Annotated in this window: 18 protein-coding genes and 1 pseudogene; 13 read left to right on the top strand and 6 right to left on the bottom strand. The window is 38.4% G+C overall.

Annotated features, from left to right (window positions below):
• Both ACFVSH_RS03690 and ACFVSH_RS03685 read left to right on the top strand, forming a co-directional pair.
• Nucleotides 1-230: KGG domain-containing protein (locus ACFVSH_RS03690; RefSeq protein WP_387704923.1), on the top strand; the 230-nt coding region annotated here is incomplete at its 5' end.
• Between the two features lie 151 nt (nt 231-381).
• Entirely contained in the window at nt 382-1,728 is a 1,347-nt protein-coding gene (locus tag ACFVSH_RS03685; RefSeq protein WP_387704921.1) for a DUF3238 domain-containing protein, read from the top strand.
• A gap of 114 nt (nt 1,729-1,842) precedes the next feature.
• On the opposite strand, the gene ACFVSH_RS03680 is transcribed toward ACFVSH_RS03685, so the two are convergent.
• On the bottom strand, nt 1,843-2,235 hold the full coding sequence (locus ACFVSH_RS03680; protein ID WP_387704919.1) for a thiol-disulfide oxidoreductase DCC family protein: 393 nt from the start codon (nt 2,233-2,235) through the stop codon (nt 1,843-1,845).
• A gap of 382 nt (nt 2,236-2,617) precedes the next feature.
• On the opposite strand from ACFVSH_RS03680, the gene ACFVSH_RS03675 reads away from it, so the two are divergent.
• The 4 genes from ACFVSH_RS03675 (at nt 2,618) to ACFVSH_RS03660 (ending at nt 7,262) form a co-directional block, all read left to right on the top strand.
• Nucleotides 2,618-3,589, top strand: a complete 972-nt coding sequence (locus tag ACFVSH_RS03675; RefSeq protein WP_387704917.1) for an acyltransferase family protein — start codon at nt 2,618-2,620, stop codon at nt 3,587-3,589.
• A gap of 560 nt (nt 3,590-4,149) precedes the next feature.
• A complete protein-coding gene (locus ACFVSH_RS03670) occupies nt 4,150-5,244 on the top strand; it encodes a D-alanyl-D-alanine carboxypeptidase family protein (protein WP_387600476.1) in 1,095 nt (364 codons plus the stop codon).
• 227 nt (nt 5,245-5,471) lie between these two features.
• On the top strand, nt 5,472-5,984 hold the full coding sequence (locus ACFVSH_RS03665) for a DUF3189 family protein (protein ID WP_387601007.1): 513 nt from the start codon (nt 5,472-5,474) through the stop codon (nt 5,982-5,984).
• 270 nt (nt 5,985-6,254) lie between these two features.
• Nucleotides 6,255-7,262 carry a ketoacyl-ACP synthase III gene (locus ACFVSH_RS03660; RefSeq protein ID WP_387704915.1) on the top strand — a complete coding sequence of 336 codons (1,008 nt, stop codon included), beginning with the start codon at nt 6,255-6,257 and terminating at the stop codon, nt 7,260-7,262.
• A gap of 164 nt (nt 7,263-7,426) precedes the next feature.
• Here the strand turns inward: ACFVSH_RS03660 and ACFVSH_RS03655 are convergent, their stop codons facing one another.
• Complete coding sequence (locus ACFVSH_RS03655; RefSeq protein ID WP_170974108.1) at nt 7,427-7,582, bottom strand: hypothetical protein; 156 nt, start codon at nt 7,580-7,582, stop codon at nt 7,427-7,429.
• A 622-nt stretch (nt 7,583-8,204) separates the two neighbouring features.
• Nucleotides 8,205-8,384, bottom strand: a complete 180-nt coding sequence (locus ACFVSH_RS03650) for a small acid-soluble spore protein H (protein WP_260286606.1) — start codon at nt 8,382-8,384, stop codon at nt 8,205-8,207.
• Between the two features lie 254 nt (nt 8,385-8,638).
• Here ACFVSH_RS03650 and ACFVSH_RS03645 point away from each other — a divergent pair, with 254 nt between their 5' ends.
• The 5 genes and pseudogenes from ACFVSH_RS03645 (at nt 8,639) to ACFVSH_RS03625 (ending at nt 11,464) form a co-directional block, all read left to right on the top strand.
• Nucleotides 8,639-9,085, top strand: coding sequence for a GNAT family N-acetyltransferase (locus tag ACFVSH_RS03645; RefSeq protein WP_387600484.1), 447 nt, complete (start codon nt 8,639-8,641; stop codon nt 9,083-9,085).
• A 100-nt stretch (nt 9,086-9,185) separates the two neighbouring features.
• The gene (locus ACFVSH_RS03640; protein ID WP_387704913.1) at nt 9,186-10,058 is read left to right on the top strand and encodes an AraC family transcriptional regulator; all 873 of its coding nucleotides are present in this window, start codon (nt 9,186-9,188) and stop codon (nt 10,056-10,058) included.
• Between the two features lie 151 nt (nt 10,059-10,209).
• Nucleotides 10,210-10,572 (top strand): annotated as a pseudogene (locus ACFVSH_RS03635) (SRPBCC family protein).
• A gap of 58 nt (nt 10,573-10,630) precedes the next feature.
• Nucleotides 10,631-10,729, top strand: coding sequence for a ribonuclease E inhibitor RraB (locus tag ACFVSH_RS03630; protein ID WP_387600490.1), 99 nt, complete (start codon nt 10,631-10,633; stop codon nt 10,727-10,729).
• Between the two features lie 555 nt (nt 10,730-11,284).
• On the top strand, nt 11,285-11,464 hold the full coding sequence (locus ACFVSH_RS03625) for a DUF4083 domain-containing protein (protein ID WP_387600493.1): 180 nt from the start codon (nt 11,285-11,287) through the stop codon (nt 11,462-11,464).
• 113 nt (nt 11,465-11,577) lie between these two features.
• Here the strand turns inward: ACFVSH_RS03625 and ACFVSH_RS03620 are convergent, their stop codons facing one another.
• A complete protein-coding gene (locus tag ACFVSH_RS03620; protein WP_387704911.1) occupies nt 11,578-12,090 on the bottom strand; it encodes a hypothetical protein in 513 nt (170 codons plus the stop codon).
• A gap of 289 nt (nt 12,091-12,379) precedes the next feature.
• On the opposite strand from ACFVSH_RS03620, the gene ACFVSH_RS03615 reads away from it, so the two are divergent.
• Nucleotides 12,380-12,553, top strand: coding sequence for a YjcZ family sporulation protein (locus tag ACFVSH_RS03615; RefSeq protein ID WP_387600499.1), 174 nt, complete (start codon nt 12,380-12,382; stop codon nt 12,551-12,553).
• A gap of 55 nt (nt 12,554-12,608) precedes the next feature.
• Here the strand turns inward: ACFVSH_RS03615 and mleCBF are convergent, their stop codons facing one another.
• Nucleotides 12,609-13,451, bottom strand: a complete 843-nt coding sequence (gene mleCBF, locus ACFVSH_RS03610; protein ID WP_387704909.1) for a CBF family alpha/beta fold macrolide esterase — start codon at nt 13,449-13,451, stop codon at nt 12,609-12,611.
• Between the two features lie 303 nt (nt 13,452-13,754).
• Complete coding sequence (locus ACFVSH_RS03605) at nt 13,755-14,531, bottom strand: 3-hydroxybutyrate dehydrogenase (RefSeq protein ID WP_387600505.1); 777 nt, start codon at nt 14,529-14,531, stop codon at nt 13,755-13,757.
• 257 nt (nt 14,532-14,788) lie between these two features.
• On the opposite strand from ACFVSH_RS03605, the gene ACFVSH_RS03600 reads away from it, so the two are divergent.
• A partial coding sequence (locus tag ACFVSH_RS03600) for a 3-hydroxyacyl-CoA dehydrogenase NAD-binding domain-containing protein (protein WP_387704907.1) occupies nt 14,789-15,034 on the top strand: 246 nt, incomplete at its 3' end.

Here is a 15,034-nt window from a genome sequence, read left to right as displayed (position 1 = left end):
TTGGCCAAAAAGGCGGAGAAGCAACATCCGAAAATCATGATAAGGAATTCTATCAAGAGATTGGCCAAAAAGGCGGAGAAGCAACATCCGAAAATCATGATAAGGAATTCTATCAGGAAATCGGCGAAAAAGGCGGAGAGGCACGGGCCAATCAACGAGATGGTTCCGATGATGGAAAAATGAGCCGTGAAGAAGCAGGACGCAAAGGCGGGCAAAAAAGCCGCCGTTAAAATATAATCGAGGAAACTCATAAAAACCGAGGGAGCAACCATTCCCTCGGTTTTTTATGCCATCACATGGAAATTCCCTTCACAGCACATTCCAAAGTGTGCTTGGAAATTAAAGTGGGTAAAGAAATAACACCTGGAATAGAAAGAGGTGATGAAGAAGTTGATTGTCCATGATTCATTTCCCCGTTTAAAAATAGGCGGAGTTACATTCACTGCACGGCATTCATTGCTTGCTCTTGGTCTTGCGGGCATCGCTTATCTCATTTCAAATAAGAGGAAGCATCAAGCGGTATTCAAAACGGCTTCATTGATGTGTAAGATCGAACGGAAAGAAGATTCCATAAAGCTTATGTGGCCTGATGAAGGTGGTTTCTATCGGGTATTCAGGGGGCAAGAGCTGATTTACAGCGGGCCGGAGCCAAGGATGGCAGATCAGGGACTGACTCCAGGAACCATCTATACGTACACGATAGATAGCTTGAATGGAAAAAAACAGGCAGTGAACAGGATGAAAATACAGACATCAACGACCGCCGAGAATAAAAAAGAGGATAATATCCTTTTGGATTTGGTATTCACCACGATTGTCGCGAAAGGCCAAGCCAGCCTGGAATGGGAGCCCATCAAGGGAATAAAAGAGTATCGGGTATACCGAAACGGCATGGATATTGGGAAAGTGGGTGGATGTTCCTTCAGTGACCGGAGTATTAGTGATGAGCAGGAATACACTTATACCATTAAAGCAAAGCGGCCCCTTCCGCGTTCAGAGCAGGAGTCCTATGCCGTGAAATCCCTTGTAGCAAGTATTGTCGGAGCCGTAAAAAAAGGTTCATCCCAAGCACAGGCAGCGATCGAGGAAATAACGAATACTAAAAAGATAGGACCTGTAAAACAGCTTTTGCACCCAGGTGAAAACCCCGAGGATGGTAAAAAGAAAAGAAATTGGCAGCTGCGCTATTCCACCTTTTTACCGGAAGGGTGGCTGAAGAACCCCAATCTTGCCTCAAAGGTTCCCTATTTTAAAGGAGACAACCGCGGGTTTGATCCTGAATCATCCCGTTTCCGGACTAGGGTCGATGTGAACATTCACGAAAAGGAAAGTGAAGCCGAGATTGAATGTACCAAAGCAGTCGGGAAAAGTGAGGCCTACAATCATGATGGGGATTTCCTTGAAGAAGGAGTGGCCTCGGATGAAGACATTGTAGTGAAGCGCGTATTAACCAATCATGAGAAAACGACGATTCAGCTGACACACTCCGTAGGCAACCCAATCATCATTTCTCCTGCCGTGGATTATAAAGTGATCGGGACCTTTTACCGAAATGGTGAAATCAATATAGCCGGCTATCATGATCAGGCACCGCATCACGAGGTCTACCTAAAGGAGGCAGATGAACAGAACTGGGCCCCCCTGCACTTAGCGGAAAACAAAGGGCTTGAAATGATGGCGCATCCTACGGCCAACCATTTATGGAGATATTCCACATTTACACAATGAAAAGGACGAAAAGCAATGATTGCCGATCGTCTTTTTTTTACCATTTCTAATACAAAAAAACAAAAAGGACCTCGAATTACTTGAAGTCCTTTTTGCTTGTTGATGAGGTCTTTTTTATAAAAACCGCTTTCGAACACTTGGCGAAGGCAGCATACAGCTTTCTTCTTTCTTTCCGAACCATTTGTAACGGTTCCTGGCAATGTAATCATACACGAAGTTCCGGATGAAGCTTGGAACGATGATGAAACCGTAAAGCAATTTCCACGTCCCTTGCAAGCGGCGGCAAATCCTCAAGGCAGAAGACGATTTATAGTAGGCCTTATCCCTTTCGATCAGCACCATGCTATCTATATCTGCAGGAACATCATACTTCTTCAGCAACTCTTGTCCCGCCTCACTTTGAAGCGAAGCGTAATGAAAAAGCCCCTGCGGATCCCGCTTTATGATGAATTGGACACTCGAATCGCAAAAGTTGCATTCCCCATCAAATAAAATGACCGGATTCATGAACATTCCTCCTATAGAGAGACGTTATCATACTCATGCTTCTATAATACACTACCCGTTTTGGTAAGGCGAAAACGTATGGAACTGCTTGGAGATTTGAAATTTTGGAAGGGATTATACGTTCCGGCCAGTCACTAAACGGGTGTGCCATAAGAAGGCTGCAATTGGCGGTTGGACCCCTAGTTTAAGTCTCTGTTATCAAACTGTTATTTGCCATTAACTATCCTGTAAACAAGCTATGATATGGTAGATACTCCAGTGAATTTCCTTTAGTAAAAAAGCCGGCAATCCTTTTTTAGAGGAAAGCCGGTTTTTTCATTCAAAGCATAATTAAGGATTAGGAAATATAACGAACAGTTTCCTTAAAGGGAGGTAAGATTTAATGAAACGTGATCCTTATTTTGATAATGCGAAAGCTGTTTTAATCGTACTAGTGGTTTTAGGACACACATTAGCTCGAATGGTAGAAGAAAACGAATGGATTTTAACTATTTATTTGTTTGTTTTTTCATTCCATATGCCAGCTTTTATTCTAGTATCCGGCTATTTTTCAAGAAAGATAAAAAGTAAAAAGGACCTTTGGATGCTAATAAAGAAAATATTGATTCCCTATGTAATATTCCAGGTGATTTATACCTTCTATTATCAGAAGTTATTTGATGAACCAATTGAATTCTCAATATTGACCCCAAGGTGGGCATTATGGTTCTTAATAAGCTTATTCTGTTGGAATATATTATTGTCAATATTCACCTCAAGGAAATATGGAATCGTTTCTTCGATAATCGTATCTCTAATAATTGGTTACATCGGTGAAGTAAATGAATGGTTAAGTTTGTCGAGAACGTTCTTTTTCTTTCCTTTCTTTTTAATTGGACATTTTTTAGAAAAGGATCATTTTGAATGGATTAAAAAGCAAAGGAATGCCCTAATCGGCTGGGGTGTACTAGGGTTAATCTTTGCCGGCATTTATTTCTTTGGTGAAATGACCTGGAGGGAATGGTTTTATGGCCGTTTAGGTTATAAGGAATTAATGGAAGGTTCCATTGCCCTCGGTTTTGTATATAAGCTGATCGTTTATTTAATCATGGGAGCGGCCACTTATAGTTTCCTTTGTATTGTTCCTAGAAAGCAGACGTTTTTTACTGAAATAGGATCCATTACATTAGTTATTTATCTTTTTCACATGTTTATTCTGGAATATGTTTATAACTCATTTATTTATGATTGGATCAAAGAAAGTGGCCAATATTATGTTTTATTAGCCATATCTGTAACGATTATATTTATATTATCAAGAAAGCCGATTGTAAAAGTGGAATGTATGTTAATAGGAATGAAAATGAAAACATAACAGATTTTCAACACCTATAAAGTAACCACCCCTTTAGTTTGAATGGTTCAGACTGTAGACAAACTTGATAAAAACAAGTTTGTCTAAATTTTTATTTAGGTTTATAAAACCTCGAACGTCGATTGGAACGTAGGGCACTCGCTTTCCGCGGGCGGTCCGGGAGCCTCCTCGGCGCTTTTGCGCCTGTGGGGTCTCCCCTCGACGCGCTTTTCCCGCAGGAGTCTCGCACCTTCCGTTCCAATCAACTTTGTTTTGAAATATAGATAAAACCCCTTTTGTCTACAAACTCAGCCCTTCAGTTTGAAGGTTTTTTTTTATGAAAAGATTTAGTGATTTACAAAAATATCTATTTAAAGGGGATTGAATGAGGTCTCCAATAAAAGGGCAATGACCCTAATAAAGTTATTTTAGGAAAGAAAATGAAGGTCGTTATCCGAAATGTTTCCAAAATTATTAAAGGGGAATTACTTTTGTATTTCACTTTCAATAAAACATCTTTTACCTTTCGGATTTATTTTATTATGACTATATAGAATTGACTACCATTAAAGGAGAGGCATATGAAAAAGTTTTTCTTCATCTTCATCTTGGCTTTAATCCCCTTCGCCTCTACGACTGTAAGTGCAGAATCTGACTTACCTCTCAATAGTGAAGCAGGGATCATTATTGATGCGAATAGTGGGAATGTATTATACGAAAAAAATATGAATAAAAGGATGTATCCAGCCAGTCTAACGAAAGTTGCCACGGCTATATATGCTATAGAACACGGGGATCAGGACGAACTGGTGACGATAAGCAAAAAAGCAGCGGAGGCAGACGGTTCCTCGGTATTTGTGGAACCTGGGGAGGAAATCGAGCTTTCCAAATTAATTGCAGGAATGCTGATCAACTCCGGAAATGATGCAGCCATCGCAATTGCCGAGCATATGTCTGGTAGTGAAAAACTGTTCATGGAAGATTTGAATGAGTTTTTAAGAAAAGAAGTAAACGTCACCGATACTCATTTTACGAACCCCCATGGATTATTTGACAAAGACCATGTAACGACAGCCAGTGACCTTGCGAAAATTACCCAATATGCAATGAAAAATGAAACGTTCCGTGAGTATTTTGGGAAGAAGGAATTACCATGGGAAGTGGAAACATGGGACACCACTCTAGTTACCCATCATAAAATGTTAAAAGGCGAACTCCCCTATAAAGGAATAACCGGCGGGAAAACCGGTTTCGTCAGTAAATCCGGTTACACCCTGATTTCCACTGCCACTAGGGGAGAACAAGAATTGATTGCCGTCACTCTGAAAGCCCCTTCAGACAAGTTTGCTTACTCTGATACTAAGCTTTTATTCAACTATGGCTTTGAAAACTTTAAATCAGGCAAAATTGATAAAAATAGCATACTTTATTCAGCGGACTACTCTAATTCCTACAAGCTGAACGAAGACTTATACTATACTCATTTAATGAATGATCAACCAAGTCTAAAAACGAGTAATGATGGAATTCTCTCAATCATGAACCAACAAGGGGAAGCAATAGATTCCTTTGACCTTAAAATGGTAGCTGATGTCAGAAACACAGTATTGCCTGCCCCAATTAAAAAAGAAACAATCGATGATAATAAGCTAATGAATTTTCTTTACCATCGGTAGGTTTCATCATTTTCACTGAAAAAATCACCGCATGGAATCAGAGGCGCTGCCTTATACATACCCCGGATTAAAGGGGATGGAAGAGTGCACTTATAATGACAAATAGGTGTACTCTTCTTTTAATGATGATCTCAGGATATGAATATTCATTTAGAGGTACCGCAACCGAATTGGAAATGGAGTATATGACCATAATAGTGTTAAATATGACTATTAGGGATGATTTCATGATGTATATCTATAATGATTATGGGGGAACACATACCACGTCTTTGGCTGCCGCATATCATTTAAAACAATTACCTCAATCGGAAAGAAAATTAACTTCGGAAGAAATATTAAATGTAAAATATTTTAATAAATTTACGAAAGAGGATGCTGGAAAGCTAATTTTTCGCGGGATCGATGAAGAGGGCAACTCCGTTTATACAATTGGACATAGAAGAGACAAACTGGTGGTTCCAGCATTAAAAGAATTGACTTTACTACTAGAAGAAAAATTTCATTTTAACGAAGTAATAGTATTCTCCAATACTTCACCAACTGTACCTATTGCTATGTCTATAGGGGGATATTTATCAAGAGCATTGAAAATTGATTTTATAGGTGTACCATTATTGCTTATAGGTGCAAAACAATGCTGTGATAATATTTTTCGTCTTGTTGAAAATACGAAACAAATCGGGAAAGCAGCGAATGAGGAAAAAGTGATTATATTGGAAAATGAGATATACAAGTAATACTAATGAATTTTAATAAAATTATAATGTCGATATATTAAGTCAACAAATGATGTTGGCTTTTTTTGTTATGTTACTGGATGGAAAAGGGGTGCTGCAAAAGCCTCTTTTTATGGAACTAAAGGGGCAGTTTATTTCAATATGGAGTAAGTATTTTTTTTTTTTTTTTTTAGAAAAAAAAGGAATTAAAATTGAAAATTAACAATATAAATTGTTATAATTAGTACCAGGTATTAATACTAACTTCTAATTAAATAATGGGGTGAGCGTATGATAGGGGCCAGAATAACAGCTATCGGGACATATGTACCAGAAAAAAAATTAACAAACTTTGAACTTGAGCAAATGGTCGAAACGAATAATGAATGGATTATTCAAAGAACCGGGATTCATGAACGAAGAATAACCCGTCCTGATGAATTTACCAGTGATTTATGTGTATCTGCAGTAAAAGATTTAATGCACAGATATAATAAAAAAGTCGAAGATGTTGATATGATTATTGTGGCAACAAGCACACCAGATTTACCATTCCCATCTGTCTCAAGTATCATACAGGACCAATTAAATATATCCCAAACAGGTGCCATAGATTTAAGTGCAGCGTGCGCAGGATTTGTTTATGCAGTACATACAGCACACAGTTTAATTTCTTCTGGGCACCACAAAAAGGTACTAGTTATTGGAGCGGACACACTCTCAAAAATTACAGATTATACAGATAGAAATACATGTGTTTTATTTGGTGATGGTGCTGGTGCGGTATTAGTTGAAAGAGATGAACAATCAAAAAGTCTCATTGGATTCCATCTAGGAAGTGATGGGAGGGGAGCACAACATGTATATCGGTCTGGACTATCAAAAAAGATCAATGGGATTGAGTTAATAGATACTCAATATCTTGTACAAAATGGTAGAGAAGTTTTTCGATGGGTTGTAAGAAATGTTCCTGAAAGTATAAGACAGATATTAGAAAAAACGCAAACGAGTTTAGATCAAGTTGATTGGTTTATACCTCATAGTGCTAACTTAAGGTTGATAGAGCCTATTTGCGAAAAATTAGGATACCCAATGGAAAAAACGCTTTATAGCTTAGTCAACTTTGGAAATACCTCTGCTGCAACCATTCCTTTAGCTCTTGATCTTGGAATCCGTAAGGGAAAAGTCAAAAATGGAGACCGAGTTCTTATGTACGGATTTGGATCTGGATTGGTTCACGCTGGACAACTTTTAGAAGTGAATTTTGACGAACAAATTAATACTCCTACACCGTTGTGATGTATACAAAGTAATCATTTAGCTAAACAGTGATTTGATGATTAAGGATGTACTTATGGAAATGCTGCATTTCTTTCACTACTAGCTAATATCAGCGCTCTCTGCTTCAGAAAAATTGAATTGCGATTTTACAAAATGTAAAAAATAACCCCGAAAAATCGGGGTTATTTTTTATTTACTTGACGTCCGCTTTTTTTGGGGCTCTGTGAACTTGTGTTTCCAATTTGAAATTCATTACCTAGTTCAACATCATTTCTTTTATCCTGTTTCTCGATTTGCTTTCTCGTTTGATCCTTGTTTTGCATCCCTTGTTTAGACAATACGTATCCACCTCGCTTTCAATGTTATTGTTTTTAATATGCGCATGTATAAGGGAAATACGTATTATTATTTAAAAAATAGTTCTTGTCGTTAGCAACTTATAATTTAGACCTTGTTGAAATATCAGGTGCATTAGCTGAAAATCGTAGCTGTCTTTATGGCAGTTCTTTTTGCTTTCAACAAGGGGCAGCGTCCCGTAAATATCAAAGTCCTGATTCTACCTCTTTTAGAGTGAACAGGAAAACCCGTTTTATTACTTTGCCTCTAAATCCCGGATTTGGCACTTTTAATTACTTACTCCCGAAGAGTATGAAGATAATGAACGTTTAAAACAAGAGCTTGGTAATCGTGCATACGACATGCCAGTTGAAGATTTACTAATCATTAATCGCTTAAAATAGTATTTTAAAAGTCAGCAAATTACACAATAACTTAAAATCAAAAGGCAAGCGAATTTTATGAATTCGCTTGTTTTTTCTTTGCCTTTTACACCAACAATACGAGCTTTACTTCATTCCCAGGAGCTGATCAGCAGCTCTCTTTTTTTGAAAATGGTAATTGGAATGACTCGAACAATAAACCGCCACCCGAAAGTGGAGGTTTATTATTGAATCGAGGAAATTACTGTTCTTTTAAGCTGGTTACAGTAACACTTTGTTTTTTATTTGGATCATCAAGGGGATGGATTGTAGCTATTCCATTTTGTTCATCCACATGCTCAATGTAGATACTTTCCTCATTATAGGTTACATTAACCATATTTGGTGAAGAAGCAATTTCTTCTGCTCGTTGTGCGTCCATTTTAGCCACCTCCTTAGAATTTGTGACATGTATAATATTTGTTCCGAATTACCTAGATATACTTGTTGTAATTAAAATTCTTCCAACAATCCCTTACACACTTATTTAACAAACTGGTGCATCAGCTGAAGGTCGAGTTATATTTAAGGAAGCTTATAATCATTTAGACTAACGTGGCGAGCCAGTTCAAAAGATTAAAACCTGTTGTTTGGTAAAATTACAGAAAATAAAAAAAGGTTTGGAGGCGATGTAAAATGAATAGTAAAGGATTTTCGATTTCTACTAATAAAAAGTATTTGGATGTAGATTTAATACATGGTTTTTTGAATCAAGAAGCTTACTGGTCAAAGGGAATACCTAAGGAAACAGTAATGAAGTCAATTGAAAATACGACCTTATGTTTTGGGGTTTATAAGGGTGAAATAGGTAATGAAGGTAGTGAACAAGTTGGATTTGCAAGGGTCATAACAGATTTAGTAACACATGCATACCTTTGCGATGTGTTTATATTACCTGACTATCGCAAATTAGGATTATCAAAATGGTTAATGGATGTCATCACCAACCATTCCGAACTGGAGGGGGTCCGCAGGTTTATGTTAGCTACTAATGATGCACATTCATTATATAAAAAATACGGTTTTAATCAGATCGATAATCCAGAGCTATTTATGCAAAAAGTGCGTAAATCTCCATTTTAGTTTCATTAACGGGTGTGAAAGGACCCTGCATAATCGTGCACGGAATGTCGGATGATTCGATTCAATTCCTGCTATTCTTTTGATATAAGGAGGTCATTGAATGGATTTGCTGAAAAATATGAATGGTGCCATTAACTTCATTGAAGAAAATCTTACGAATGAAATTGACTTTAAAGAAGTTTCAAGAATAGCTTATTGCTCGGAATATCATTTTAAAAGGATGTTTTCCTTCCTTGCAGGTATCCCACTATCCGAATATATCCGCCGAAGACGACTTACACTTGCAGCGTTTGAGCTAAAGGATAACAACATAAAGGTCATAGATATAGCGATAAAGTACGGATACAGCTCACCTGACTCTTTTGCAAGAGCGTTTCAACATTTGCATGGAATCACACCATCAGAAGCGAGAAGTAATGGCCATTCACTTAAAGCATATCCACCGATGTCCTTCCAATTATCCATTAAAGGAGGCAGTGAAATGAACTATCGAATGGAAGAAAAAGAGGCATTTCACATTATTGGAATTAAAAAAAGAGTTCCAATCATTTTTAACGGGGTTAATCCAGGGATTGCATCTATGTGGAAAAGTTTAGACGAGAAAACGATAAATGAACTTAAAAACCTATCGAATGTCGAGCCAGTGGGGCTGCTTAGTGCATCTGCGAATTTTACCGAAGGCCGCATGGAGGAAAAAGGGGAGCTTGATCATTATATCGGCGCAGCGACAACGAGGGAATGTCCAGATAACTTAACACAGCTTGAAGTTGATGCATCTACATGGGCAGTATTCGAAGCGGTAGGGCCCTTTCCTGAAACACTGCAAAATGTATGGGGACGTATTTATTCCGAATGGTTTCCATCCTCAAACTATGAACAAAGGGAAGGACCGGAAATCCTTTGGAATGAAAATAAAGATATGACCTCACCAACATTTAGAAGTGAAATATGGATCCCCGTTTTGAAAAAGTGAGACTGGACGAAAGATTTATTCGAAAAGCTGTCTTAAGGCAGCTTTTTCTTATATAACAAGCATGGCAGGATAATGGAATAAGGGCTAGGTATTATTTGCTAAAAAGAGCAATAATGATGGGTAGAAAGTGATTATATAAGGAGATTGGGCGATGCCTGTTATTGAACATCAACTATATATTAAAGCACCAGTTGACTTATGTTTTGACCTTAAGTGGGGCGTGGATATCCATACCAAAACGACAGCGAAAAAGGCTGAAAGCCCAAGTGACATTAATGGAAAAGCCAAATAAGTTTGTGGATATTATGGTGAAGGGAGCCTTCCATTCCTTCGTGCATACACATCAGTTCATAGAAGAATCAGGGGAACTATAATGATGGATAAATTTCAATATGAATCCCCGTTCGGTCCAATTGGAGTTTTAGCTGATAAGTTGTTTTTAGAGAAGTATATGAGAGAATTTATCATTTCTCGTGCAAAGGCACTGAAAAAGATTCCCGAGAATATGCACTAACGAAATGGTGCTTTAACTATCAGGGGGCTACTGTCTTTTTTTGTTGCAGAAGAGATAAGTGCTTTTAATTTACGAAGATATTATTGATATACAAAAACGACTTAATGGACTAAGTAAACCTTATGGCGGGCAAACAGATGGATGGGGGGATGAATGATTAAATAGCTGTTCTTGTTATGAAATTACGGGTTATTAATGAACGAACGGGTGCTTTAGCTGAAGTTCGGAGCTGTCTTTATCACCGGCACCCTGAACGTTAGCAAATGGCTCGGCTCAGCGGTACAACCGTGTAAGGCCCGCGGATACAACCGACCTTTAATTATAATTATGGTCAAATCTTTTGTAGCGATTTGATCTTTTTATTTGTTTTTATAAGAATAACATAAATAGAACAAATGTTCCAGTATTAAAGTGTAAAATTATTACTTTTTTAAAAAATCACTCTGGTAAAGGGTTTTGTTGATTCTCTTGAAAAACTAAATGGCCAGGGGAGCAAGACAGTCGTAGTGTTATCGAATTACGCAAGATATATATGCTATAATTGGCCAAAAAAGGATAAATTTATTTTGAATCCTTAATGAAATGTGCTTTCCTTCAATAGTGGAGTTTGATTTGCGGCCTTTTTCTTATGCAACTAGCGGCGGAGGATAGTTCAAGAAGCTTAGTATATACGTTCTGTATAGTATACAAAAAAAGATAGGGGCGGAGTTCTTTGGGTTTCAATACCGGTGATATAGTATATCAACTGATTATATTTATTTTGTTGTTTGGCGTCATTTTGGCTGTTTACTTTTTTGTTCGGTCTCTCCTTACAAGGTCAAACAAATCCAATAGCATAGAACAAAAACTTGATAGAGTAATTGAGCTGCTTGAAAAGGATAGAAGAGATTAATTTCATTTATCCTTTTCATTTTTTTTTGCTCCTACATAGTTTATGTCACTCAATAGTAAGGCTTATAGTATTAAACTGGGCAGATTAGATGTAGATCAAAGCTTCTTATGAAACTATCGGCGCAAGTTAGAATATACTATAGCGATTTCATCTAGTGCAAAAAAGATTATGGAGCAAATGACAGCAAAGATAAAGAAACCTCCTTGGTCAATAAAGTATGTAGCCAATCCAAAACCAATATGTATTAATCCAGATAACCAGAAACGAATATTGAAATACTTGATTGAGATAAATTCAGCAATGAGTGAGACTGGTAAGCCATAAAAGAAATTTCCAATCAAACTATAAAAAAGAACAACAATAAAATCTCCACCTGAATTCAAGGATGGTTCTTCAAAAATTGAGACTAGAAATAAACCAATTGTTAAGGTCAATGATGAGTAGAATGCCACTTTAATTTTTCTTGATTTGTCTTTAAACAGAAGCTTCCTAATCACAGGAAATAAAAACGCAATCGTTATAAAAGCAAGTAAAGTTTTAATTATTATTGGTGTAGTTGAAACAAGCACTATTGTAAACATAACAAGCACGGTGAAAACAAGAATATAAGAATTTCCTTTTATCATAGATACCTCGAACCTTTTTACCTTAATTGTACAATAAACGAATTTAGTAGGGATTGCTTGTCGGGCCGTCCGCCAGTAGCTAACCCTGTTCCTTCTTCAGCCGAAGCTGGGAACGTCAAGTTGGTTCATGGATCGGCGATATTCTTGACCGACATAATTGGATTCCCAAATGGTTTAGTGGGTTGTTAAAAATTTTCCGGAGATTTTTGTGTCATTATCCTAATTTGAACATAAGTTGAATTAACCCATTTAATTATTTCCTCCTAAAACGAATAAGGAGATGTTTCTATTGTCAAATTGTGGTCATGAATCAAGTTGTTGTAATGATGGTGTTGGATTTGGTGGCGGCTTCGCTTTTATAGTCGTTTTGTTTATACTCTTAATCATCGTTGGAGCTGCTTGTTTCGGCGGCGGTTACGGCGGCGGGTACGGCGGCGTACAAGGGTATGGCAGTTACTGCTAAAAGTAGTATATAAAAAAAAGCCGACCTTTATTGGTCGGCTTCTTTTATGACTAGTTTATCGTGAAGTTAGCTTAATGATTGAATCGATAATTACATCCCAATCTTCACTATGAATCTCATGCCCCGATCCATCAAGAGCCACTAATTCTGCATGAGGGATGGCTTTTGAAAGGGCAAGCCCGTGCTCGTATGGCAAGGCTGGATCTTCTGTGCCATGAATAATGAGGACAGGTACGGATATCTCACCCATTCTATCAAAGTATTCGTCCCCGCCAGCAAGCAAAGCATGATTAAATCTGCTCGGCAGTTGTTTGGCGCGGTCCGCCTCTCTTTGTGCCAGTTTATACATTCTTTCCTGCTCGTAAGGTTTGGAACCGGCTAAGGTTTTCCATCCATCCGCAAGAAAAGCGATGGCCGCCTCCCGATTTGACCAATCCATGGAAGCACTCTTCGCATGATAATCCAATATGCTTTGGTCCATTGGGGGGAGTTTTTCCATTACAGTCCCGAACACACTTGATGCAATTAGCGTAAGCGTAGTTACACGTTCCGGATATCTTAATGCAAGAATCTGGCCGATCAAACCGCCTAGGGACATTCCGACGATAGACGCCTGCTCTATGGAATAAGCGTCCAGGACACCCGCGGCATCGTCAGCCATGTCCGTTATTGTATAGTTGGAGGTACCGGGTTCATAATTGACAGATCGTCCGAGATCCCGATGGTCGTACCGAATGACAAACCTCCCCGAATCAGCGAGGAGGAGACAGAAGTCATCATCCCACCAATCTAATGAAGACATCGCACCCATGATCAAAAGCACAGCAGGGTCCTTTGGGTTTCCAAAACTTTCTGTACATATATCCACTTTATTTATTTTCAGTATCTGTTCACTCATGTTTTTTACCTCCGTATTAAATATTATCTAATAGCCGTTTACCATGGCGCAGATCAATAAATTCTTTCCGGAGCATGATGATTGGCCTGCGCTTTTAATTATCGCAGTCTAACCCACTTAATAATCATGACGAGGCCTCCTTTTATATTTGTAAAATGGGAAATGTCCCTATATTACTGTAACATGTGCGAGGTCTGTGAACCACCAAATTTTCCCACAATCCCAAGAAGCCAGAAAACCCCGAATGCAGAGCACCTTTTTTGGTGTCATTTATTCGGGGTTTATCGCAGATGCCTTTTCCTTTTATTGAGCTGTATATCCGCCATCTAACACGACTGCCTGGCCTGTGATGCCCCGAGCTTTGTCGCTTGCGAGGAAAATGGCGTAGTCGGCAATTTCACTTACATCAAGTAAGCGGTTTTGTGGGACAAGTGGATAAATGACCTCTTCCAAAACGCTTTCTAGCGGTACCTGTCTTGTTTTCGCCAGATCCTCCAATTGACCGCGGACGAGAGGTGTGTCTACGTATCCTGGGCAAAGGGCATTGACGGTAATGCCAAAAGAGGCGCTTTCCAATGCGGCGACTTTCGTTAAACCGATTACACCGTGTTTGGCACTATTGTACGCTGCTTTGTTGGCAAATCCAATCAGGCCGTTAATGGAAGAGACGTTGATGATTCTGCCGAAGCCTTGTTCTTTCATGATCGGCAAAACGTTCTTGATTGAAATGAATGGCGCGGTCAGCATGATTTTGATCATCAGCTCGAATTTTTCAGTTGGAAACTCCTCGATTGGAGCAACATGCTGAAGGCCTGCGTTATTGATGAAAATATCTATTCGACCGTATTTGTCTTTAGCTTGTTTGATTAGTTGGATAATATCCTCTTCACTTGTTACGTCCGCTTTTAGGCCGATAACATCCAAGCCTTTGTTCCTCAGGTCTAAAGCAGCTTTTTCAACTGTGTTTTGATCAAGGTCGGACAAAACGACCTTTGCGCCATTTTCAGCGAATATCTTTCCAATCTCAAAACCGATTCCTCTAGCAGATCCGGTAATGATCGCCACTTTATCTTTAACCATATTACATTCCTCCAATAAAAAATGTAATGGTCCAGGTCTGTCATTTCATGTCGTAAATAGGGAATATTTCACAAGGTAAACTCCATTGGAAATATTAAAGGGAAGGTTATAAAAATATGGTTTAGGTTAATGAGTAAGAGTCTATCATGATTTTCAAGATAAAAAAAGAATTTTATTTCCCCCTATCTTTGGCATAAATATTGCATAGATAAAAAGGTGAGTAAATAAAGGTATTTGAAACGGAAAGGGGAAGCTGGATGATTAAAAAAATAACCATTATCGGTTCAGGTGTAATGGGGAGCGGGATCGCTCAGTCTTTTGCAGTTAGCGGGTATCTTGTCACCATTAATGATATAAAGGAAGAGTTGCTACACCATGCCCAAAATCGGATTTCTGAGAATCTATCACTGCTCATTGAGGAAGGGGCCATGACTGATCAGGAAAAGCAAGATGCTTTAGCGAATATTACGTATAGCGTAGATTTGGAAGGGGCTGTAAGGGAT

Source organism: Peribacillus sp. NPDC058002, from assembly GCF_042886655.1.
GTDB classification, from domain to species: Bacteria; Bacillota; Bacilli; order Bacillales; family DSM-1321; genus Peribacillus; species Peribacillus aracenensis.
The sequence above is the reverse complement of the archived record's forward strand: the minus strand, read 5'-3'. Positions and strand labels throughout refer to the sequence as shown.

What these genes read in the sequence shown, in the direction of transcription:
- ACFVSH_RS03685 (WP_387704921.1), top strand. Translation starts at nt 382, where the DNA reads ATGAAGAAGTTGATTGTCCATGATTCATTTCCCCGTTTAAAAATAGGC.
- ACFVSH_RS03680 (WP_387704919.1), bottom strand. Translation starts at nt 2,235, where the DNA reads ATGAATCCGGTCATTTTATTTGATGGGGAATGCAACTTTTGCGATTCG.
- ACFVSH_RS03675 (WP_387704917.1), top strand. Translation starts at nt 2,618, where the DNA reads ATGAAACGTGATCCTTATTTTGATAATGCGAAAGCTGTTTTAATCGTA.
- ACFVSH_RS03670 (WP_387600476.1), top strand. Translation starts at nt 4,150, where the DNA reads ATGAAAAAGTTTTTCTTCATCTTCATCTTGGCTTTAATCCCCTTCGCC.
- ACFVSH_RS03665 (WP_387601007.1), top strand. Translation starts at nt 5,472, where the DNA reads ATGATGTATATCTATAATGATTATGGGGGAACACATACCACGTCTTTG.
- ACFVSH_RS03660 (WP_387704915.1), top strand. Translation starts at nt 6,255, where the DNA reads ATGATAGGGGCCAGAATAACAGCTATCGGGACATATGTACCAGAAAAA.
- ACFVSH_RS03650 (WP_260286606.1), bottom strand. Translation starts at nt 8,384, where the DNA reads ATGGACGCACAACGAGCAGAAGAAATTGCTTCTTCACCAAATATGGTT.
- ACFVSH_RS03645 (WP_387600484.1), top strand. Translation starts at nt 8,639, where the DNA reads ATGAATAGTAAAGGATTTTCGATTTCTACTAATAAAAAGTATTTGGAT.
- ACFVSH_RS03640 (WP_387704913.1), top strand. Translation starts at nt 9,186, where the DNA reads ATGGATTTGCTGAAAAATATGAATGGTGCCATTAACTTCATTGAAGAA.
- ACFVSH_RS03620 (WP_387704911.1), bottom strand. Translation starts at nt 12,090, where the DNA reads ATGATAAAAGGAAATTCTTATATTCTTGTTTTCACCGTGCTTGTTATG.
- mleCBF (WP_387704909.1), bottom strand. Translation starts at nt 13,451, where the DNA reads ATGAGTGAACAGATACTGAAAATAAATAAAGTGGATATATGTACAGAA.
- ACFVSH_RS03605 (WP_387600505.1), bottom strand. Translation starts at nt 14,531, where the DNA reads ATGGTTAAAGATAAAGTGGCGATCATTACCGGATCTGCTAGAGGAATC.